The organism is Rhodococcus sp. WS3, from assembly GCF_003797085.1.
Lineage (GTDB): Bacteria > Actinomycetota > Actinomycetes > Mycobacteriales > Mycobacteriaceae > Rhodococcus_F > Rhodococcus_F globerula.
In genome coordinates, this window is sequence record NZ_RKMA01000003.1 from 31,219 (window position 1) to 52,128 (window position 20,910).

A 20,910-nucleotide genomic window follows, 5' to 3' on the forward strand; every position below is an offset into this window, starting at 1 on the left:
GCTGAACTATTCCGGTGCATCCGCGTTCACCGGGCGTTTCGCCTAGCGTAAGAAGCATGACTGAAGACGCCGCCAACAGCCCCTCTCGGACCGTCGTTGCCGTTGCCCAGTTCGCCCCCGACATGAACAAGGAGGCGAACCTGAAGTCACTGCGCACTCTGGCGTCCGATGGTGCTGGTCAGGGTGCAAAAGTGCTGGTCGCTCCCGAGTACTCGATGTTCACGCCGCCGCGCAGTGACGAGCGCCTGATCGAGTCCGCCGAGGACCTCGGCGGTGACTTCGGAACCGGGCTGTCCGCCATTGCCGCGGAGTTCGGGATCTTCGTCGTCGCCGGAATGAACGAACGTCTGCCCAACGTGAGCAGGATCTCCAACACGCTTGTCGCAATGGACCCGCGCGGCGAATTGGTTGCCACGTATCGCAAGCTTCACCTCTACGACGCGTTCGGCTACCTCGAATCGGCAGTGATCGCGCCTGGCGAGATCGAGGACCCACAGACCTTTCAGTGCGACGGCTTCACATTCGGTCTCCAGACCTGCTACGACCTCCGGTTCCCCGAAGTCACCCGCAGGATCGTCGACGCCGGCGCTGACGTCCTGCTCCTACCGGCGCAGTGGGTACCCGGGCCGTTGAAGGAAGACCACTGGACCACGCTGATCCGGGCGCGCGCGATCGAGAACACCATGTACATCGCCGCAGCGGATCAAAGCGCCCGCGGCGGCGCCGGTGCCAGCATGATCGTCGACCCCATGGGTGTGGTGCTGTGCTCTCTCGGCGAGCAGGTGGGTGTGGCGACCGCGCAGGTCAGCCGCAGGCGAATCGACGAGGTACGCGAAAAGAATCCCGCCCTCTCACTGCGTCGGTTCACAGTTACCGAACGGTGACGGGAGAACCGAGTAGCGTCGGAAGTATCGGGGTCACACCTCAATCAGGACAGCTATGGCACAGTACCGAGACCGATTTGCCGCAGGCCGGGCCCTTGCTGCGATGTTCGCCCGGTCGCTGGACGCCGCGCGACTCCACGATCCCGTCGTTCTCGGACTGCCGCGCGGCGGCGTTCCTGTCGCGATCGAGGTCGCGTCGGCGCTGGATGCACCGCTCGACATCCTCGTAGTACGCAAACTCGGCGCCCCCCGAAATCCCGAACTGGCTCTCGGTGCCATCGGCGAAGGTGACACCCGCGTACTCAACCACGAAGTGATTGCCGCCGAGCGGGTATCACCGCAAGCGCTGGCGCGGGTCGAAGAGTCCGAGCGAGCAGAACTCGAGCGTCGGGCACACCTCCTCCGGGCCGGCCGCCCGGCAGTTCCGCTCAGCGGGCGAACGGCCGTCATCGTCGACGACGGAATGGCGACGGGAGCGAGTGCCGCTGTGGCGTCGGCATGTGCCCGGGCGCAGGGTGCAACGGGAGTGATCGTTGCCGTCCCCGTCGCATCACCGGAATCGATCCGCCTGCTTGCCGATTCGGCCGACCGCGTCATATGTCCCTTCGTTCCGGCGATACTCGGTGGGGTCGGCGCGGCCTTCGACGACTTCCATCAGCTGACCGACTCCGAGGTCGTTGACCTGCTCGAAGGATGAAACTTCTCGACATTTCAGAAAACTTGTGTGATGTGTGCAACATTTTGCGCCTCGGTGCCGATAGCCCGTGTGGAGCAGAAACGACACAGGCATAGCGAAGTTTTCTGGAGGACATCGTGAGCATCTCGACCGATACCGTCGACGTAGTCGCAGCAGCATGCCGCGACCGATTGGGCGACCCCTCTGCATGGGTGGCTTCCGACGCCTACCGCGCGAGCCTGGCCCTGTGCATCATCGAGTCCGTGCAGTCCAGTTGCGGCCACAGCGAAGTTGCCGTCGTCGACCGGTACCTCGCCTACCGGCAAGCTCGTGAATCCTTACCAGTGACCGACGGCGCACGTGAACTCCTCCGAACCTTCGAGGAAGCGGGCAGTTCCGACCAATGGGCCGGCAAGATCGGCTCGTACAAGCGTCGATACACCGCGACCGGCGTTCCGATCGAGGCACGACACATCCAGCAGGTCGCCGAGCGCTTGCATCACCTGCACATCAACTCTGTCGAAGATCTTCTCGCCGCCGCTGATTCCGATCACTCACTCGACGCCGTCCGGCAAGCGTGGACCGAAGCGTGCGGCGACGACGCGGAAGTCACCTGGGCACATCTGCTGATGCTGGCGGGCATTCCCCACACCGATCTCGGCACCGCCGCCGACACGTTCATCAGCACAACACTCGGCACGACGGAACCTCTGACGGACGCGGCCGAGATACTGGCAGCAACCGCGGAGCAACTGGGAGTGGATTCAGACAGATTGGACTACGCAATCAGGCGCTGGCTGTCGATCCACGGGCGGTCGTTGGAGCGCGCGGCATAAGTAACCCGCAACATCGAGTAACACTAATTCCCTGGTCGGGGCCCAACTGGATCTACCGAATAGTAACGACAGTGCAAAATAACGACTAATGTGATGCAATGCACATCGAAGTTATCGGTAGTCACTGGAGGGGTCAAAGTGCGTGAGTTTTCAGTTCCACAGACGTTCACAATTCCGGAGAACGCGTCAATGGCGGATTCGGTGTTCCGGCACGCCAGCGAAGACCCCACATTCGTGCCGTTCCAGCGACTCGTCAACGGCGCGTGGGTCGATGTCACAGCAGCCGAATTCGCCAAGCAGGTCTCAGCCGTAGCGAAGGGGCTGATCGCGTCCGGAGTCGAGCTCGGCGACCGCGTCGCTATCCTCTCGGCAACACGCTACGAGTGGGTTGTCACCGACTACGCGATCTGGACAGCCGGCGGCTGCACCGTCGCCATTTACGAAACCTCTTCCCCCGATCAGGCGCAGTGGATCCTCGAGGATTCGGCTACGTCTCTGCTGATCGTCGAGACTGCCGATCACGCCAAAAACATCAAGGACGTCACCGAAGCCGCCGCGGCGCTTCGTGAGGTCCTCGTCGTCGAATCGGGCGCTCTCGAAGACCTGACGAGTCGCGGCGCCGCAATCACCGACGAAGAACTCGAAACCCGTCGTCACCAGGTCACGGCCGCATCGCCGGCAACGTTGATCTACACCTCCGGCACCACTGGCCGCCCCAAGGGCGTCCAGCTGACACACGCCAACTTCTACGCAGAGTCCGCCGCGTGCCGCCTGGCCATGCCGGAATCCATGGTTCCCGGCAAGAAGACCCTGATGTTCCTGCCGCTCGCTCACGTCTTCGCGCGGGCAATCTCCTTCGGCGCCTTCGACTCCAAGGTCACCGTTGGCCACACGTCGGACCTCACGACACTCCTCGAGCAGTTTGCCGTGTTCAAGCCGACCTTCATTCTCTCGGTTCCGCGAGTATTCGAGAAGGTGTTCAACTCGGCACGCCAGAAGGCAGTCGACGGCGGCAAGGGCAGCATCTTCGACAAGGCAGCAGCAACGGCCATCGAGTACAGCGAAGCGCTCGAAAAGGGCGGCCCCGGCATCGCACTCAAGCTCAAGCACGCTGTGTTCGACAAGCTTGTGTACTCGAAGCTGCGTGCGGCCCTCGGCGGCGACTGCGAACGTGCGGTCTCCGGCGGCGCTGCACTCGGAGCCCGCCTGGGTCACTTCTTCCGTGGCGTCGGCATCCCGATCTACGAGGGCTACGGCCTCACCGAGACCAGCGCCGCCATCACGGTCAACACCTCCGCCGCGCAGCGCGTCGGAACCGTGGGCAAGCCGATCAACGGTCATGCCGCTCGCATCGCAGACGACGGTGAACTCCTGGTGCAGGGTCCGGTGGTCTTTGCCGGCTACTGGCACAACGAGAAGGCCACTGCAGAGTCGATCATCGACGGCTGGTTCCACACCGGTGACCTCGGATCGATCGACAACGAAGGCTACGTCTCGATCACCGGGCGCAAGAAAGAAATCATCGTCACCGCAGGCGGAAAGAACGTCGCACCGGCCGGTCTCGAGGATTCACTCCGCGCTCACGCTCTGATCAGCCAGTGCCTCGTGGTCGGTGACGGCCAACCGTTCATCGGCGCACTGATCACACTCGACCTGGAAACCCTGCCCGGTTGGGTCGAGCGCAACGGCCTGCCGGCCGGAAGCCCCATCGCCGATCTGATCAAGAATGCCGATCTGATCGCCGAAATCGACTCCGCGGTCGCGGACGCGAACAAGAAGGTCTCGAACCCGGAGCAGATCAAGAAGTACACGATCCTCGAGGTCGACTTCACCCAGGAGGGCGGCGAACTGACCCCGACGCTCAAACTCAAGCGAAACATCATTCACGAAGCACACAAGGGTGCGATCACGGATCTGTACGCCTGATCTCACAGCAAGCATGTGGCCCGGTTCGCCAATGATTCACATCGTTGGCGAACCGGGCCATTTCTGTATGACTGCTCAGATACCGCGACCGGGGTTCAGGATGTTCCTCGGGTCGAAGGCGGCTTTCACCGAGAGCATCAACTCACGTTCGACCGAACCGATCATGTCGGACATGTACGGCGCCTTGAGAACTCCGATGCCGTGCTCACCGCTGATCGTGCCGTCCAGTTCGAGTGCCGCGTGCACGATGTCGTCGAACGCCCCACGCGCGCGATCCTGCGCGCCCACTTCCCCGGCGTCGAACACGATGGTGGGATGGAGATTTCCGTCTGCCGCATGACCGAAGGTTCCGATGGTCACCGAGTGCCGCTCAGCCGCGTCCTGGATACGTTCGAGCATTCGGGGCAACGCCGGTACCGGGACGGCAACGTCGTCGAGTAGCACGGTTCCCATCGCCTCGAGCGCAGGCAACGCCATGCGACGCGCGGCGGTGAACGCGTCACCTTCCTCGGGATCGTCGGTGTGGAACACCTCGGTTGCGCCGACGCGCGTGCAGGCCGCCGCGCAGTCTGCCGCTTCCTGCACGGCAGATCTACCGTCGCATTGAATGAGAAGCATCGCCCCTGCCGATTCGTCGAGACCCATTCTCGTGAAGCGGTTTACAGCGTCGATGGTCACTGCGTCCATCAACTCCAACTGACACGGTTCGGCAACCGCGGCGACGGCCAGGACCGCCTCGATCGCTTTCTCCGCCGAGTCGAAGAACGCAACAACCGTGGTTGCAGCCGTGGGCGCGGTCCGCAGCCGCATCGTGGCTTCTACGATGACGGCAAGCGTCCCCTCGGAACCAACCAGGAGATGGGTCAGGTCCAGACCTGCCACATTCTTGCGAGTCTTTGCTCCGGTGCGGATCACGCGACCGTCGGCGAGAACTGCGGTGAGCGCCGCGACATGGTCGCCTGTGACCCCGTATTTGGCGCAACAGATACCACCGGCATTGGTGGCCAAGTTACCGCCGATACTCGAGATTGCCCGGCTACCGGGGTCCGGAACATACCAAAGTCCTTGTGCGCGAGCCGCCTCCGCAAGATCGCCGTTGATCACACCAGGCTCCACTGTTGCCGTGCGGGCCGCGGCATCTATGTCGAGAATGCGATTCATACCCGCAACGCTGAGCACAATGCACCCGTCGAGAGCATTGGCAGCACCGGCCAAACCGGTTCCCGCGCCGCGGGTCACGACCGGAATGGAGAGTTCGTGGGCAACCGTCATCGTCGCGGCGACATCATCGACGGACGTTGCCTTGACCAGAGCCGCCGGAACACCGGCGGTGGTCAGCAAGGATTGGTCCCGGGTATAGGCGCCCATCCGATCGGGATCCGTGGTCGCCTTCTCCCCCAGCACTTCCCGCAGTCGGTCTCCCAACATGTCCACCGTTGTCGTCATTTCGTGTGTCCTTCGTAGAAACCTCGCACATGCTTCTCGACAAGCTGTGCCGCATAATCGGATTCACCGGCCGCAATCGCATCGGCGATGGCTTCGTGCTCCACGAGCAGCACCCCGAGAGTGGCCGCCGAGTCCTCGATCGCCGCGAGTTCACTCATCAGATAACCGGCGATACACTCGCGCAGAACCGTCATCACCAGCGCAAAGGCGCGGTTCCCGCTGGCACCCGCCAAGGCGACGTGAAAGTCGACATCCGCGTCGTGGAACGCGGACGCGTTGTTGTTCTCGGTGGCGCGACGCATCTCCTCGATGGCAACGCGCGCAGCACCAGGAACCTCACGGACACCGCGCAGTGCCGCCGCTTCGAGGAGCACCCGCAATTCGACCAGGTCCGGAAGCGGAACGGCACCCACCTGCACAGCCGTGCTCAACGCCGTGGCTGCAGAATCGGCTGTGTTCTCGTGCGTCACCTTGGGACGCGCTGTCGACACGGTGTCGGCACCGGTCACCAACCCTTGCGCCTGAAGTACGCGCAGCGCTTCGCGGACGGTGGAGCGGCCCACCGAAAAAGCCTGTGCCAGTTCCTGCTCCGTTGGCAAGGACTCGCCGACCGGTAGAGACCCGTCGAGAATCGCGTCTCGGAGCCTGCCGGACACCGCAAGGCTCAGCGGGATACGCGAGAGCGGAGTTATGTCCATGTCGCCAACGCTACCTCTTGCCTGCTTGTCAGACAAACTGTTTAATGGAAGTGGCCCGAAACACACAACCAAAGGTGTCGACATGACCGAAAAGCTCGAGTTGGACCCCGCAACCACCGCAGTCGTGCTCATCGAATACCAGAACGACTTCACCACCGAAGGCGGCGTCCTTCATGACGCTGTCGCTCCCGTGATGGAATCGACCGGACTACTGGCGAACACCACGGCACTGGTCGAGGCCGCTCGCTCCGCCGGTGTCACAGTTATGCACGCGCCGATCACGTTTGCCGAGGGCTACAACGAGATCACCTCGCACCCGTACGGAATCCTCAAGGGCGTCGTGGACGGAAAGGCATTCGTCAAGGGCAGCTGGGGAGCGGCAATCGTCGACGAACTGACTCCACAGGACGGCGATATCCTCGTCGAGGGCAAGCGTGGCCTCGACACTTTTGCAAGCACCAATCTCGATTTCATCCTGCGCAGCAAGGGAATCCGCACGATCATTCTCGGCGGATTCCTGACCAACTGCTGTGTCGAGTCCACCATGCGCACCGGCTACGAAAATGGTTACCGCGTCATCACTCTCACCGACTGCGTCGCTGGAACCTCAGCAGCAGAACATGAGAACGCCATCACCTACGACTACCCGATGTTCTCGCACCCGGTGACGTCCAAGGATGTGCTCGACGCACTCGCCTGATTCAACGACTGTGCGCGAGAAGGAAATCGCGGCTCACAGCAGTGACGCTGGTGTGTACCTTCTCGTGCAACAGGTCGTGGCCGGCATCCTCGAATTCCCGCATCTCCACATTCGGCAGCGCCGACGCCCAGGTGCGCACCGGCTCGATCGGTGCCATCCGGTCGTCGACGCCGTGCACCACCAGAACCGGGATCCCGGAATCGGCCAAGTCCGCCCACCCGCTCTGGGCAACCGCGTTGCGCGGGATTCCACACAGGACAGCCGACACAAAATGATGATCCTGATGCGTCAGCATCGACAGCGCGGTCACGGCGCCGAGGGAATGCCCCATGACCGCCTGTGGGATACCTGGTAGCGCTTCGCGGGCGATATCCGCCAAGGTCGCGGCATCAGCCGCGAGATCGGACAACGGCGCCGCCACGCCCGGTTCCCCTTCGGACAGTCCGTGCCCGGTGTGGTCGATCGCCCAGACCTCGATGCCGGAAGACGTGAGAGCGTCCGCAAATCGGTGGTACTGACCGCTGTGTTGCCCCAGCCCGTGCAGGAACACCAGTGACATCGCCAGCGACTCGTCGCAGGAAGCGGGCCACCGCCGAAAATGGACCTGACCGCGTCGACCGTCAAAAAAGGGCATGGTGGACATTCTGCCTGGCTCACGGGCATTGCGACGTGCCTGACATGTCCAACCCGCCGTTTTGTCGGTCATCGCTGGCACAATCGCCCCTGTGTTCCTCCTCGATGATCAGATCATCTACAGCGCCAGTGACCTCTCGGCGGCCGCTACATGCGAATTCGGCCTACTGCGGCGACTCGACGCGCGGACCGGGCTGATCAAGGCGGAGGGCGTCGACGCCGATCCGATGCTGGAACGAACGTCCGCGCTCGGTCAACACCACGAGCGCGAACAGTTGGAGCGGTTCATCGCCGAACACGGCGACGGTGTGGTTGTCATGGAACGGCCCGAACACACCCGCGCCGGGCTTACCGAAGCAGCACTCGCCACCGTCGAAGCCCTACGCTCCGGTGCCCCCGTCATCTACCAGGGAACGTTCTTCGACGGCCGGTTCCTGGGGTTCTGTGATTTCCTGGTGCGCGAGGGCGATCGGTACGCGGTGTACGACAGCAAGCTGTCGCGGCACGCGAAGGTATCGGCACTCCTGCAGTTGGCCGCCTATGCGGACGCGCTGGGCCGCAACGCAATCGCCGCCTCCGACCAGGTGCATCTGATGCTCGGCGACGGCAGCACGTCGTCCCACGACATCGGTGACATCGCGCCGGTGTTCTCGGCAAGCCGAGCCAAGCTAGAGCAGGTTCTCGACGAACATCACGCTGAGGGAACACCCGCCGAGTGGCTCGACGGCCGGTACCTGCGCTGCGGACGGTGCGATACGTGCAGCGTGGAAGTCGAGAACCATCGTGACCTGCTCCTGGTGGCTGGTCTCCGGGGCAATCAGCGGATGCAGCTGATTGCCGCCGGCATCGGGTCGATCGATCAACTGGCCGTCAGCACCGAACCCGTCGACGGTATCCGCCGCGACACTCTGGACAAGTTGCGCGCGCAGGCCGCGTTGCAGTTGCGCCAGGAACAATCCGGCGAGGCCGAGTTCCACATCTACAACGCGTCCGTGCTCGGGGGGCTACCCGTGCCGGACGACGGAGACATCTTCTTCGACTTCGAGGGTGATCCCCTGTGGGCGGAGGACGGTTCCACCGATTGGGGGCTGGAGTACCTGTTCGGCGTCGTCGAAGGTCCGGCGGAGAACTACGTGTTCAAGCCGTTCTGGGCACACGACCGCACCGGTGAACGCCAAGCGCTCGTCGACTTTCTCGACTACGTGACCGCGCGGCGCGAGGCTCATCCGGGCATGCACGTCTATCACTACGCGGCCTACGAGAAGTCCGCACTTTTGCGACTCGCCGCGCGTCACGGCGTGGGCGAGCAGGTAGTGGACACGCTGCTGCGCGAGAGTGTGCTCGTGGATCTGTATCCGCTCGTTCGCTCGGCCATGCGAATCGGGGCTCGCTCGTACAGCATCAAGAAACTCGAACCGCTGTACATGGGAGAACACGGCCGGGACGGCGACGTCGTCAATGCCGCGGCGTCCGTGGTTGCGTACTCCGACTACTGCGAGCTACGCGAGCGCGGCAAGGACGACGAAGCCAGTGAACTGCTGCAAGGCATCTCCGACTACAACGAGTACGACTGCGAATCGACTCTCCGACTGCGTAATTGGTTGGTCGATCGAGCAGCCGAACACGACATCACCTTGCGTCCGCCGACAGGACAGATCGCCCTGCCCGTCGAAGACCTCACCGAAACCGAAATCGCATTGCGTGAATTCGCCGGGCACAAAGCCGGCCCGACGCGAACCGCCGAGCAACACGCCGCAGCCCTCCTCGCTGCTGCGGTCGGGTACCACAGCCGAGAGAAGAAGCCGCACTGGTGGGCGCACTTCGATCGCTTGTCGGCCCCCATCGAAGATCTTGTCGATGTCCGTGACGTGATGGTGGTCGACGTGCCAGACATTCAAGCAGACTGGCACAAGAACACCGCCAGGCAGAAGCCGCGACGGCACATCCAGTTGACGGGCACCCTGGGCACCGGCACGACGTTGAGCCCCGGCACCGACATGTTCGCGCTGTACGACGTTCCCTCTCCCGACGCCGTTGCCGGCGACAATCCGGCGCAGCGCGGCACCAACGGCGTGAAGATAGTCTCGGTCGAAAAATCCGGCAATCTCGACGTTGTCACCATCGAGGAACTACTCCGAGGTGACGAGTTCTCCGAGACTCCCGTTGCGTTGGCTCCCGGACGCCCTATTCCGACGGTGCCGATGGAAAAATCCATCGCTGCAGCGGCATCAGAAGCCTGCGACGGATTGCCCGGGTTGCCGCGCCGCGCGGCGGTCGACATTCTGCGTCGACTCACGCCTCGAACCCTGTCCGGCGACGCGCTCCCACCGGTCAACGAAGGCAATGACTACGCGTCCGCGATCACAGCTGCCGTCCTCGATCTGGACGACTCCTATGTTGCGGTGCAGGGCCCACCCGGCACCGGTAAGACGTACACCGGGGCGCGAGTGGTCAAGGCTCTGGTGGAGCAGCACCAGTGGCGTATCGGTGTTGTTGCGCAATCGCATTCGGTGGTGGAGAACATGCTGGGCGGTATCGTCAAGGCCGGCCTCGATCCGGCTCTGGTCGCCAAGAAGGGCAGCCGGAGCCGAATTGCGGAGTGGACCGACATCACGCCCCAGGAGTTCCCCCGCTTCCTGTCCGAAGCGGAATCCACTGGTTGCGTCATCGGTGGCACCGCGTGGGATTTTGCGAACACCGATCGAGTGCCCCCTGGCAGCCTCGATCTCCTTGTCGTCGACGAAGCCGGACAGTTCGCGCTGGCCAACACCATTGCCGTTGCCGTCTCCGCTCGGAATCTGTTGCTGCTCGGCGATCCGCAACAACTGCCGCAGGTCAGCCAGGGAACTCATCCCGAACCTGTTGACGAATCCGCTCTCGGCTGGCTGGCCGAAGGGCACGGCGCCCTGCCGCCGGAGTTGGGATACTTCCTCGAAAAGACGTGGCGGATGCACCCCGACCTGTGCGCGCCGGTGTCGGCCCTGTCCTACGAGGGCAAGCTGCTGTCCCAGGAATCGGTAAGCGCTGCACGGAAACTCGACGGTCTGGCAGCGGGCGTACACACGGTGTACGTCGACCATTCCGGCAACTCGACGTATTCACCCGAAGAGTCTGCCGTCATCGTGACGCAGATCCGCGAACTCCTCGGCACGCCGTGGACCGATCCCAGCGAGTTCGACGGCACCCGGCCCCTGACCGAGGCGGACATTCTGGTGGTCGCGCCCTACAACGCCCAAGTGGGCACCATCGAGCGCGATCTCACCGAAGCGGGATTCACCGACGTCGAGGTGGGTACCGTCGACAAGTTCCAGGGACGTGAAGCGGCAGTCGCCATTGTGTCGATGGCAGCGTCCGCAATCGAGGACGTTCCACGAGGCATGTCATTTCTACTCTCGCGCAACCGCCTCAATGTTGCTGTCTCACGCGGAAAATGGTGCGCCATCATCGTCCGGTCGTATGCACTGACGCAGTACATGCCGACCACGCCGGCGGGGCTGGTGGAACTCGGCGCTTTCATGCGCCTGACAGCCGGCTAGCCGAAGCACTGCCCGTCGCCGCGATACGTCGGTACCGCGGTGGCGGTGCCGTCGGCATCGACCAGATTCACGTGGTCGAAACGCTCACACAATTCGCCGGCCTTTGCGTGGCGGAACCACACTCGGTCACCGATCGCGATGTCGCCGGCAACCCGTCCTGTGACCGGCGTCTGCACCTCGCCTGCGCCTTCGTTGCGGAGCAATTTCAGACCGAGTGGGCGCATCGGTTTCGGAACCCTCGCGGCGCCGGCCGGTCCGGAGGCTATGTACCCGCCGCCGAAGAGGGTGGTGACCTTCGGGGTCGGCTTGCGAACCGCGGAGAGTGCGAAGAACAGGGCGGGGTCCGGCCGGAAGGCGCGGTACCTGTCGAAGAGTGTCGGCACATACAGCCCCGAACCCGCCGTCACCTCGGTGACCACCGGATCGGCCGAACTGACTTCGAGTGATCCGGTACCGCCACTGTTCACGATCTCGAGGGTGCCCACCGCATCCGTGACCGCAGAAACGACAGCACCTCGCCGGTGCGACAGTTCCCGGGCGGAGGCCTTCTTGACCCAGCCGATCGGCGCGCTGGTGTCCGGCAGTCCGGCGATCTGCGCTTCGTAGAACATGACACCGACGACGGAAAATCCACGGGACCGCGCACGCACAGCCAGTGCGGCAACATCATTCGGTTCGCGGAGCGGAGAGCGTCGTACCCCCAGGTGAATCGGCCCGATGCGCAGGGACGCGTCCACGTCGAGGCACACCCGAATCGGCGCGGCGCCTGGCGCAGCTGATCTGATGACATCGAGCTGAGCGTCGTCGTCGATCATCAGCGTGATCGCCGTTATCGCAACCGGATCACCGGCGAGTTCGGCCAACGCTCCACGATCCACGGTGGGATATCCCATCAGGATGTCGCGGGCGCCGAGACCGACCAACCACAATGCCTCCCGCAGTGAGTAGGCCATGATTCCGCGAAAGCCACCCTGCTCGGTGAGCCCACCGCCCAGTGTTTCCTCGAGAACGGCGCGGCACCGGACCGACTTACTCGCAACGCGCACCGGTGTTCCCCCGGCCCGGCGAATCAGATCGGCAGCATTGCTGCGCAGAGTTGTCAGGTCGAGAGCGGCCAGGGGCGGGTCGAAATCAGCAGTAGCGGATGTCAGTCGATCCAGTGTTGTGGTCACGTGTGTCCCATCGTCGCGGCGTCGCGGTCAAGTCAACACCTGAATTGGACGCATGTCCATGACGGGGTCAGTGCTGCGCCTCGATCGCCTTGCCGGCGATGACCTGAACCATTTCGCCGAATTCCGCAATGGTGGCGTCGGAATCACGATCAACGAGCCAGCGCAAGACCAATCCGTCGATCATCGCCAGACTCCATCTCGCCAACGACTGCAAAGATTCTGTCCAGACAGTTCCGGAAATCGTGGCGCATTCTTCGAGAAATGCAATGGCATGCTCATCCATGATCCGGTACTGATCGCTGGCGACGGCACCGGCACGCTCGGCGCCGAGGTTGCGACTACGCAGAGCCTGCGCGGTGATTTCGTAGGTCAGCAACTGCCGATCAGGCGTCACCTCGATGAGCGGCCACATCCCGGTCAACCCGATGTGCAGCAGTTCCTTCAGCCCTTGGATCCCGGTCAGATCAGGCGCGTGGCGAACCTGCCCGAAGGCATGCTGGAGCGATTCGCTGAGCTGAACAATCAACGTCTCGCCCATCGCGGCGATGAGCTCCTCTTTACTCTCGAAACAGTAGTGAACTACGCCGAGCGATACGCCCGCCTCTTCGGCTACAGCACGGACCGTCACTGAACTCACGCCGCGCTGTTCGGCAATGGAAATGGCGGATTCGATCAATTGTGTGCGGCGCTCGTCCGCCGGAAGCCTGTTGAGCATCCCATGATGTTAGAACGGAGATCGGAAAAACTAGGCACAATGCTTGCTTGGACGAACGTCCAAGTACATGATTGTCCAATGGCTTCGGATATCTGGCAGAACTGGGCAGGCACTCAGAGGGCTTCACCACGACAATGGGCAACCCCGCGGAACACCCGTGAACTCGCAGCACTTGTCGTCGAAGCCGCAACACGAGGGTGGCACGTGAAGGCAGTCGGAGCGGGCCATTCCTTTACCGGTGCTGCGGTCACAGACGGAGTTCTTGTCAGCCTCGACAACTTCTCCGGGATCGAATCGATCACCCCCACCGACGACGGGGCGCTGGTGACGGTTCTCGCAGGCACGCGCCTGCGCGCCCTCAACGAGGCGTTATGGCAACGCGGGTACGCCATGACCAACCTCGGCGACATCGACGCCCAATCTCTCGCGGGAGCCCTTGGCACCGGAACCCATGGAACCGGCGCCGCGTTCGGTGGACTTGCGACGCAGATTCACGGCCTCGAAATCGTGACAGCCGACGGAGCAATCGTCACCGCGTCCGCGGATCAGAATCCGGAACTGTTCGAAGCTGCCCGCATCGGCCTTGGCGCAATCGGCATCATCACCAAGGTCACCCTCGCGTGTTCGCCTCGGTTCACATTGCGCGCCATCGAAAAACCCGACACGCTGTCCCACATTTTGGACACCCTGGACGACGAGTGCCGCACCGTCGACCACTTCGAGTTCTACTGGTTCCCCCACACCGATCGGGTCCTCACCAAACGGAACACACGCCTGCCCGGCGACACACCGTTGAAGCCCGTCAGCGCGATCCGAACCTTTGTCGAGGACGAATTCATGTCGAACACGCTCTTCGAGGGCGTCAACCGCATCGCCACCCTGGCGCCGGCCGCGATACCCACCATCAACCAGATATCGTCACGCCTGCTCGGCGCCCGGGAATTCACCGACCGCAGCTATCGGGTCTTTGCATCGCCGCGTCGCGTGAAGTTCAAGGAAATGGAATACGCCGTCCCGGTCGAACACGTCAAAGGTCTACTCCACGAGATCAATCAGTGGCTGGAGCGAACCGGAACCAACGTCGCGTTCCCCGTCGAGGTTCGTTTTGCCGCCGCCGACGACCTCTGGCTTTCCACCGCCAACGGACGCGATACCGCATACGTCGCCGTGCACCAGTATCACCGCCGGTCCGAGACCGAGTACTTTGCCGCAGTCGAAGCGATGGCAAAGGCCGTCGACGGCCGGCCGCACTGGGGGAAAATGCACAACCGGACCATCGACGACTTACGCCCGACGTACGCAAAACTCGACAACTTCATTGCTGTGCGAGACAAGTACGACGCGGATCGTGTGTTCGACAACGACTACCTACGCCAAGTGCTCGGCGCCTGAGTTCGCTTCGCTAACGCAGCAATTCCGCTTTCCGCGATTCACTGGCAAACGACGCCTTGATGGAATTGCGGGCCAACGTCTCACGTTCGGACTCGGTCAGCCCGATTGCTCGACCGAGTTCGGCGAAGTTGTCGTCGACGTACCCGCCAAAATATGCCGGATCGTCGGAGTTGACCGTCACGATCAGCCCGAGGTCGAGCATCGTCCGCAACGGATGATCCTCGAGCTTGTCGAACACCCGAAGACGAACGTTCGACAACGGGCAGACCGTCAGCGGAATCTCCTCGTCTACCAACCGCTCGACCAGCGCCGGATCTTCGAGCGCGCGGACGCCATGGTCGATACGTTCCGCACCGAGGATGTCGAGCGCCTGCCAGATGTACTCCGGCGGGCCTTCCTCACCGGCGTGGGCAACCACGTGAAGCCCCTCGGCGCGAGCCCGCGCAAACACGTCCTCGAAGAGTGATGGCGGGTTACCCACCTCCGCAGAATCGAGGCCCAGACCGACAATCGGGGCCTGCAACCGGATGATCTCCGAGAAGATCTCCTCGGCATCTCTGACGGGTTGATCGCGCAGAATCGCGGCAATCGCGCTGCTGCTGAGTCCGAACTCCCGCTCACTCGATGCAACGGCGTCCATGATTCCGTCGAGCACCTCGGTCAACGGAACGCCTCGGACCACGTGCGCTTGCGGGTTGAAGAAGAACTCGGCGTGCGATACGCCGGCAGCGGCAGCACGGCGGAAGTACGCCCGCGTGAGATCCGCAAAATCCTCGGCTGTGCGCAGAACGGCCATGTTGGCAAAGTACAGATCGAGGAACGACTGCAGATCCGAGAACTCGTACCGGGACTTCAGATCTTCGATGTCCTTGTACGGCAAGTCCATTCGATTTCGCTCGGCGAGGCGGTAGATCTGCTCGGGCTCTAGAGAACCCTCGATGTGCATGTGCAATTCGGCAACTGGTGTAGCCATGTCGTGTTACCGACCCTTCCATACCGGCGCGCGCTTCTCGGCAAAAGCCGTCGCGCCTTCACGTGCGTCCTCGGATATGAAAATCGGTGCCAACAACTGCATCTGGTTGGCAAATGCCTCGTCGTCCGACCATCCGGCGGCCTTGACCATGATCTCTTTGGTGACCGTGACGGCGAGCGGACCGTTACGGCTGATGCGGTCGGCGAGATCCAGCGCACCGTCCAACGCCTGACCTGGTTCTGTCAGTGTGTTCACAAAACCGTACGAGTGCGCTTCCTCCGCTGTGAAAGCGTCTCCGGTCAAGGCATATTCCAGGGCCTTCTGATACGGAATGCGCTTGGGTAGACGGAACAATCCGCCGGCGCCTGCGACCAGACCCCGCTTGACCTCGGGGATACCGAACTTGGCTTCGCGAGAGGCAACCACCAGATCGGTGGCCAGCACCAACTCGGTGCCGCCTGCCAAGGCAAAGCCCTCGACCGCCGAAATGATCGGCTTTCGCGGCGGTCCCTCGGTGAAACCGAGACCGCGGCCAGGAACCAGCACGTTCTCGCCGGCCACAAACGCCTTGAGGTCCATACCGGCACAGAAATTTCCGCCCGCACCGGTCAGCACTGCCAACGACAGCTCGTCGTTACCGTCGAGTTCTTCGACAGCTGCTGCCAATCCGTGGCTGACCGCGGCGTTGATCGCGTTTCGTGCCTCGGGCCGGTTGATCGTGATGATCAGCGTCCGCCCACGCCGCTCGGTGAGAACCTCGTCTGCCATGCATCTCCCTCTCGTAGTCTTTCGACACCGCGCATGCTCATGCTGCGTTTCGTTCGACAATACGGACGAAGCCCTCCGCATCGATCTGTGCGGTGTCATGGGTGCAGAACCAGCCCTGCATGAAACGCGACGACGTCACTTCCGGCGAATTCCAGTACCGACGCGCGACACTCGGCCCGCGGCACCACAGTTCGCCGTATCCCCCCGGTGCGTCGGGGCCGTACAACGCGACTTCCATTCCGCCAAAAGCGATTCCCACGCTCCCCAAATGTGTCGAAGCCGATTCGATCGGCAAGATCAGACCTCCGCCACACGTCTCGGTCTTTCCCCAACCCATCACATGCTGAGCGGCCGGAAACGCCGCCAGTAGCTTGTCTTCCTGCTCGGCCGTTACCGGAGACCCACTGCAGTCCACCCACTTCACCGATCGCGAGGCTGCTCGCGCCGCCGGACCCACCGCAAGCAATCGTGGTTCGAGGAGATCCTCGGGGCGCCCGGTGAGAATGTCGACGGTATGGGCGGACTCACGCCAAAAATCACCCGCCACAACAACGGTGCCGCCGATCACCAACGTGGCGAGCACATGAACAAGCTCCCGGACGGATCGAAAATCGCTGTCCACCAGAAGATTCCGCACACCCTCGACGCCGTAGTCACGCGAATGCAGAAGCCCTTCGATTGTCGAGAGCACATTCTCGTTGCTCAATTCGACGCCAAGCATCGCGCCGGACGGATCCGCCGTGTACGCCAGAACCGCCAACTCGTCCGGCGCAGCACCGTCGTCGATGAACGGAACCCCGTGCGGCAATTCCCCATCGAGCACCAACACCGATCCACTGTCCGCAATCACCGCGGAAACCTCCGCGTCGCCCCACGCCATGCCGAGAGACACCGGAACCCCACCGGCCAGAATGACTCCGAGGCACGCTTCCAGCCACCGAACGCCGGCCGCAAACCGGATGGCCACCCGATCGCCGATCTCGATTCCCCGCGACTTCAACCCGCCGGCCACCCGAGACGCTTCAGCCCACAGTTCGGCGTAGGTGACCTGTTCTCCGTGCACTTCCTCGACTGCCGTTCGCCCGGCAAACCGGTGCACCGCAACGTCGAGTAACTCCGACAACGACGGATCCAACTGCCGGTAACGCAGCAGACCGTCCGTCGCCCGACTGACTCGCGTATCCGTGAGCAGCCCATTCGAACAGTGATACTCCACAAGCCTCGACCGCATCTGTACCTCCACAGACCGTGACAAACCCACACCCGCGCCATTCGACTATATGACGTGAGTCACAGGTAGTGGAGCACTCTGGCGATACCCGTGTGCTTACTTGCCTGTGTAGACGGCCTTTCCTGGACCGACATCGAGGAAGCTGCGCACAGCGCCGCGAAGGTCCTCGGTCTCGAACAACGCCCCCGACACTGTCGGTGTCACCGCATCGGCATGAGCGATACCGCCGGAACGCCACGCCGCCACGATCTGCTTGGTCGCATCATGTGCCCGCGTCGGCCCGTCAGCCAACCGCGCTACCAGTGCCCGCGCGGCTGCGTCGACATCGTCGTGAACGGCATTGACCACCCCCCATGATGCAAGCGTCGCCGCGTCGTACAGATCGCCCGTCATCACCAGTTCGCGAGCGCGTCCGGAACCCGCACGCTCGGCCAGGCGTTGCGGCCCACCCATCGACGGCGTCAACCCGACCACTGTCTCCACCAAACCGAACTTCGCCTTGGGCGCGGCAAGAATGATGTCGCAGGCCAGCGAAATCTCGAACGCAGCCGTCAGCGTCAACCCGTGCGCGGCGTAGACCACAGGACACGGAAGCGCCTCTAGTGGATGGCAGATCTGCGCAAAAAGCTCGCGCCACAACTCGGCGCCCTGCTCGGCGGTCAAACCGTCGAAAACATGGACGTCGACACCGGCCGAGTTGACCTTGCCCTCGGCCCGCAGCAACACCGCGCGCGGCGGCGCAGCCGTCAACGACGCGATATCCGCGATCACTGCGTCGAACATCGCCTGATCGAACAAATTGAGCGGTCCGTGAGCAAACGTCAGCACAGCAACCTCGGCACCGCCATCGGTGATGATTCGCTCGAGACGGGTGGGATGCGTTTCGGAAGCAGTCATGGCCGTCACCTTGCCACACCGCGGGCGACATACGATCAGGGAGTGGACGGTCTGAGAAAAGCGCTTGCCGACGTTGTGGGACAACGGTTCGTCACCGACGATCCCGATGTTCTGCGCTCCCGCTCGGTCGATCACACGGGCAGATACAGTGGACGTGCCCAGGCCCTGGTCCGCCCGGCCGACACCGCCGAAGTAGCCGCAGCACTCAACATCTGCCGACAATTCGGCGCACCCGTCACCGTGCAGGGTGGACGCACCGGACTTGTCGCCGGAACCGTGCCCGAACACGACGACGTCCTGCTCTCCACCGAACGTCTCACAACAATCGGCGAGGTCGATGCCGCCGCGGGGAGGATCACCGTCGACGCGGGAGTGACACTCGCACAAGTACATTCCGCTGCTGCCCATGCCGGACTGAAGTTCGGCGTCGATATCGCGTCGCGTGATACGGCGACAATCGGCGGTATGGCTGCCACCAACGCCGGTGGGCTGCACACGGTTCGATACGGCAACATGGCGGAGCAGGTCACCGGACTCGAAGTTGTTCTTCCAGACGGCACCACCGTGCGCCGTGAGGTAGCCGTCCGCGTCGACAACTCCGGCTACAACCTGCCAGCGCTCTGGGTGGGCAGCGAGGGAACTCTCGGGGTGATCACACGCGTCGACCTGGCACTTCACCCCGTGCCGAGACACCGCGTCACAACACTCACCGGGTTCGATTCACTGGGCGCCGTTGTCGACGCGGGTCGCATTCTGCGCACCGTCGGCGGCGTCGACGCGCTTGAACTACTCGACGGCCGCGGATTGGAACTTGCTGCGAACCGACTTGGCGCCGGCGTTCCGACGGGACGCCGATGGTATCTGCTGGCAGAGGTATCCGGCGCCCACGACCCTTCCGAAGACGTGAGCGCAATCATGGACCGGATCAATCCACCGGATGCGCCCGCCGTAGCGCTCGACACGGCCGGTTCGGCCCGATTATGGTCTGCACGTGAATGTTTCGCGGAAGTCGTAGGATTGTTCGGACCACCTCTCAAGTTCGACGCGGCACTCCCCCTTGACACACTGGCGGCATTCGCGGACTCGGCGGTCGGCGTTGTCGCAGAATACGCACCGCAAGCTATCCCGATCCTGTTCGGTCATGTGGCCGAAGGAAACATCCATCTGAACGTCCTGAATTGCCCCGACGCCGACGCCGTCTACCTCCGCATTCTCGAACTGGTGCGTCACTACGGCGGAAATATCAGTTCCGAACACGGAGTCGGCTCGCTCAAACGCAATTACCTCGACATGGCGCTCACGCCGGAGGACATCGGCGCGATGTGGGCGATCAAGCGAGCCTTCGATCCGGACGACTTTCTCAATCGTGCAGTGATGTTTCCCGACTCCCTTCGGCGCTGACTACTAGACGCTGTGGACCTTTCGGCTTCGGTTGTCCTGCAGGGCAATCAGCGCGCACCTTGCCGCACAGCGTGCCGCGGCAAGAACCACAGGATGCCTGGCTACCGCCCACGCCCGTCTGGCAATTGACGGGGCAGCCTCATTCTGCATGTCGGCGTTCGAGTTCAGTGCCCGTGGTGAGCGTGTGCGTGCTCTGACACGGGCGCGGTCGCATTGTCGGCAGTCAGAGTGAATTCGGCCGTACGCACCACTCCGTCGTGTTTGAAGTCCAAGAACAATCGGTAATCCTCAGCGCTCGGCATGGTGGCGTAGAAGGTGATTGCCGGCCCGGCTGGGGTAACGCCGTCACCGGGATGGCCGTCCGGGTGGACGTGGAGATACGCGAGGTCGGAGGCGCGCAGCGCAACCAAATGCCCATAGGCGGCGAGGTAGGGCTGCAAGTCTGTGACCGGGTGACCGCCTCGGCTGACCGAGAGCGTGAGCTTCGATGTCTGGCCGGCGTGGGCTGCGCCGTCGAGGGAGACGATGTAGCCGTCGACCGTCGTGGTGGCGGCCGCAGCAGGCAACGGCCGGGGGTCATAGGCGCCGGAAACGTGTACATCCGCGCTCAGCGTGATTCCGTCGCCCCCGTCAGGAGTGAAGTCGGCGAAGACCCGATACTCCCCTGCATGCGCGAAATCTACTGAAACATGCCAGGTTCCGGACGCGTCCAGTTCGGGATGCACGTGCTGGAATCCGGTCAGGTCGCGGCCGACCACGATCAGATGTAGCTGCTTGTCGTGAGTATCCGTGTACCGGATCAACGGAGATCCGGTCGCATCCACGATCCGGAACTGCAGGGGTACGCGACTGCCGACGGCCGCCTCCGACGTTGCCAATTCCAATGTGTAGCCGTTTTCGCTGAACATCTTGCCCTCCAAAGGTTGGGTCGACGGCACTTCCGTTGCCGTCTGCGTTGGGTTCTTCACTTCTTGAAGTCGAACCTGTTGCAATTTGTACCATACCCCCCTAGGGTATGCAACGAAC

Annotated in this window: 18 protein-coding genes; 8 read left to right on the top strand and 10 right to left on the bottom strand. The window is 62.9% G+C overall.

The window, feature by feature from the left end:
* Nucleotides 1-56 precede the first annotated feature (56 nt).
* From EEB13_RS21220 to EEB13_RS21235, 4 genes are all read left to right on the top strand, one after another.
* The gene (locus EEB13_RS21220; RefSeq protein WP_141486225.1) at nt 57-884 is read left to right on the top strand and encodes a carbon-nitrogen hydrolase family protein; all 828 of its coding nucleotides are present in this window, start codon (nt 57-59) and stop codon (nt 882-884) included.
* Between the two features lie 55 nt (nt 885-939).
* Nucleotides 940-1,581 (top strand): phosphoribosyltransferase, encoded by a 642-nt coding sequence (locus tag EEB13_RS21225; protein WP_141486226.1) that lies wholly within the window; start codon nt 940-942, stop codon nt 1,579-1,581.
* 116 nt (nt 1,582-1,697) lie between these two features.
* Nucleotides 1,698-2,396: a hypothetical protein gene (locus EEB13_RS21230; RefSeq protein WP_033236748.1), complete on the top strand. Its 699-nt coding sequence runs from the start codon at nt 1,698-1,700 to the stop codon at nt 2,394-2,396.
* 138 nt (nt 2,397-2,534) lie between these two features.
* On the top strand, nt 2,535-4,322 hold the full coding sequence (locus EEB13_RS21235) for an AMP-dependent synthetase/ligase (RefSeq protein ID WP_141486227.1): 1,788 nt from the start codon (nt 2,535-2,537) through the stop codon (nt 4,320-4,322).
* Nucleotides 4,323-4,397: 75 nt separating this feature from the next.
* On the opposite strand, the gene EEB13_RS21240 is transcribed toward EEB13_RS21235, so the two are convergent.
* Nucleotides 4,398-5,768 carry an FAD-binding oxidoreductase gene (locus EEB13_RS21240; RefSeq protein ID WP_141486228.1) on the bottom strand — a complete coding sequence of 457 codons (1,371 nt, stop codon included), beginning with the start codon at nt 5,766-5,768 and terminating at the stop codon, nt 4,398-4,400.
* A complete protein-coding gene (locus tag EEB13_RS21245; protein ID WP_141486229.1) occupies nt 5,765-6,466 on the bottom strand; it encodes a FadR/GntR family transcriptional regulator in 702 nt (233 codons plus the stop codon). Before EEB13_RS21245 ends, EEB13_RS21240 begins: the two co-directional genes overlap by 4 nt.
* A gap of 82 nt (nt 6,467-6,548) precedes the next feature.
* On the opposite strand from EEB13_RS21245, the gene EEB13_RS21250 reads away from it, so the two are divergent.
* On the top strand, nt 6,549-7,166 hold the full coding sequence (locus EEB13_RS21250) for a cysteine hydrolase family protein (RefSeq protein WP_141486230.1): 618 nt from the start codon (nt 6,549-6,551) through the stop codon (nt 7,164-7,166).
* Nucleotide 7,167: 1 nt separating this feature from the next.
* Here the strand turns inward: EEB13_RS21250 and EEB13_RS21255 are convergent, their stop codons facing one another.
* Entirely contained in the window at nt 7,168-7,809 is a 642-nt protein-coding gene (locus tag EEB13_RS21255) for an alpha/beta hydrolase (protein ID WP_033236722.1), read from the bottom strand.
* An 82-nt stretch (nt 7,810-7,891) separates the two neighbouring features.
* On the opposite strand from EEB13_RS21255, the gene EEB13_RS21260 reads away from it, so the two are divergent.
* On the top strand, nt 7,892-11,335 hold the full coding sequence (locus tag EEB13_RS21260; RefSeq protein ID WP_141486231.1) for a TM0106 family RecB-like putative nuclease: 3,444 nt from the start codon (nt 7,892-7,894) through the stop codon (nt 11,333-11,335).
* On the opposite strand, the gene EEB13_RS21265 is transcribed toward EEB13_RS21260, so the two are convergent.
* Together EEB13_RS21265 and EEB13_RS21270 are read right to left on the bottom strand one after the other, a co-directional pair.
* Nucleotides 11,332-12,507 (bottom strand): amino acid deaminase/aldolase, encoded by a 1,176-nt coding sequence (locus EEB13_RS21265; protein WP_092807294.1) that lies wholly within the window; start codon nt 12,505-12,507, stop codon nt 11,332-11,334. The genes EEB13_RS21260 and EEB13_RS21265 overlap by 4 nt on opposite strands.
* 67 nt (nt 12,508-12,574) lie before the next feature.
* Nucleotides 12,575-13,222, bottom strand: a complete 648-nt coding sequence (locus tag EEB13_RS21270) for a TetR/AcrR family transcriptional regulator (protein WP_033236720.1) — start codon at nt 13,220-13,222, stop codon at nt 12,575-12,577.
* 78 nt (nt 13,223-13,300) lie between these two features.
* Between EEB13_RS21270 and EEB13_RS21275 the strand changes: the two genes are divergently transcribed.
* Nucleotides 13,301-14,614, top strand: a complete 1,314-nt coding sequence (locus tag EEB13_RS21275; RefSeq protein WP_141486232.1) for a D-arabinono-1,4-lactone oxidase — start codon at nt 13,301-13,303, stop codon at nt 14,612-14,614.
* Nucleotides 14,615-14,624: 10 nt separating this feature from the next.
* On the opposite strand, the gene EEB13_RS21280 is transcribed toward EEB13_RS21275, so the two are convergent.
* The 4 genes from EEB13_RS21280 to EEB13_RS21295 all read right to left on the bottom strand — a co-directional run bounded on the left by EEB13_RS21280 (nt 14,625) and on the right by EEB13_RS21295 (nt 18,483).
* Nucleotides 14,625-15,587 (bottom strand): adenosine deaminase, encoded by a 963-nt coding sequence (locus tag EEB13_RS21280; protein WP_045069556.1) that lies wholly within the window; start codon nt 15,585-15,587, stop codon nt 14,625-14,627.
* A gap of 6 nt (nt 15,588-15,593) precedes the next feature.
* Nucleotides 15,594-16,355: a crotonase/enoyl-CoA hydratase family protein gene (locus EEB13_RS21285; RefSeq protein ID WP_141486233.1), complete on the bottom strand. Its 762-nt coding sequence runs from the start codon at nt 16,353-16,355 to the stop codon at nt 15,594-15,596.
* Nucleotides 16,356-16,392: 37 nt separating this feature from the next.
* On the bottom strand, nt 16,393-17,586 hold the full coding sequence (locus EEB13_RS21290; RefSeq protein WP_033236716.1) for a class I adenylate-forming enzyme family protein: 1,194 nt from the start codon (nt 17,584-17,586) through the stop codon (nt 16,393-16,395).
* A gap of 96 nt (nt 17,587-17,682) precedes the next feature.
* Nucleotides 17,683-18,483: an enoyl-CoA hydratase/isomerase family protein gene (locus tag EEB13_RS21295; protein ID WP_033236715.1), complete on the bottom strand. Its 801-nt coding sequence runs from the start codon at nt 18,481-18,483 to the stop codon at nt 17,683-17,685.
* A 42-nt stretch (nt 18,484-18,525) separates the two neighbouring features.
* Here EEB13_RS21295 and EEB13_RS21300 point away from each other — a divergent pair, with 42 nt between their 5' ends.
* Nucleotides 18,526-19,884: an FAD-binding oxidoreductase gene (locus EEB13_RS21300; RefSeq protein ID WP_187328602.1), complete on the top strand. Its 1,359-nt coding sequence runs from the start codon at nt 18,526-18,528 to the stop codon at nt 19,882-19,884.
* 164 nt (nt 19,885-20,048) lie between these two features.
* On the opposite strand, the gene EEB13_RS21305 is transcribed toward EEB13_RS21300, so the two are convergent.
* A complete protein-coding gene (locus EEB13_RS21305; protein ID WP_095888551.1) occupies nt 20,049-20,852 on the bottom strand; it encodes a hypothetical protein in 804 nt (267 codons plus the stop codon).
* Between the last annotated feature and the right edge of the window lie 58 nt (nt 20,853-20,910).

Coding starts and splice junctions, on each gene's coding strand:
- EEB13_RS21220 (WP_141486225.1), top strand. CDS start 57: ATGACTGAAGACGCCGCCAACAGCCCCTCTCGGACCGTCGTTGCCGTT.
- EEB13_RS21225 (WP_141486226.1), top strand. CDS start 940: ATGGCACAGTACCGAGACCGATTTGCCGCAGGCCGGGCCCTTGCTGCG.
- EEB13_RS21240 (WP_141486228.1), bottom strand. CDS start 5,768: ATGACGACAACGGTGGACATGTTGGGAGACCGACTGCGGGAAGTGCTG.
- EEB13_RS21245 (WP_141486229.1), bottom strand. CDS start 6,466: ATGGACATAACTCCGCTCTCGCGTATCCCGCTGAGCCTTGCGGTGTCC.
- EEB13_RS21250 (WP_141486230.1), top strand. CDS start 6,549: ATGACCGAAAAGCTCGAGTTGGACCCCGCAACCACCGCAGTCGTGCTC.
- EEB13_RS21255 (WP_033236722.1), bottom strand. CDS start 7,809: ATGTCCACCATGCCCTTTTTTGACGGTCGACGCGGTCAGGTCCATTTT.
- EEB13_RS21270 (WP_033236720.1), bottom strand. CDS start 13,222: ATGCTCAACAGGCTTCCGGCGGACGAGCGCCGCACACAATTGATCGAA.
- EEB13_RS21275 (WP_141486232.1), top strand. CDS start 13,301: ATGGCTTCGGATATCTGGCAGAACTGGGCAGGCACTCAGAGGGCTTCA.
- EEB13_RS21280 (WP_045069556.1), bottom strand. CDS start 15,587: ATGGCTACACCAGTTGCCGAATTGCACATGCACATCGAGGGTTCTCTA.
- EEB13_RS21285 (WP_141486233.1), bottom strand. CDS start 16,355: ATGGCAGACGAGGTTCTCACCGAGCGGCGTGGGCGGACGCTGATCATC.
- EEB13_RS21290 (WP_033236716.1), bottom strand. CDS start 17,586: ATGCGGTCGAGGCTTGTGGAGTATCACTGTTCGAATGGGCTGCTCACG.
- EEB13_RS21295 (WP_033236715.1), bottom strand. CDS start 18,483: ATGACTGCTTCCGAAACGCATCCCACCCGTCTCGAGCGAATCATCACC.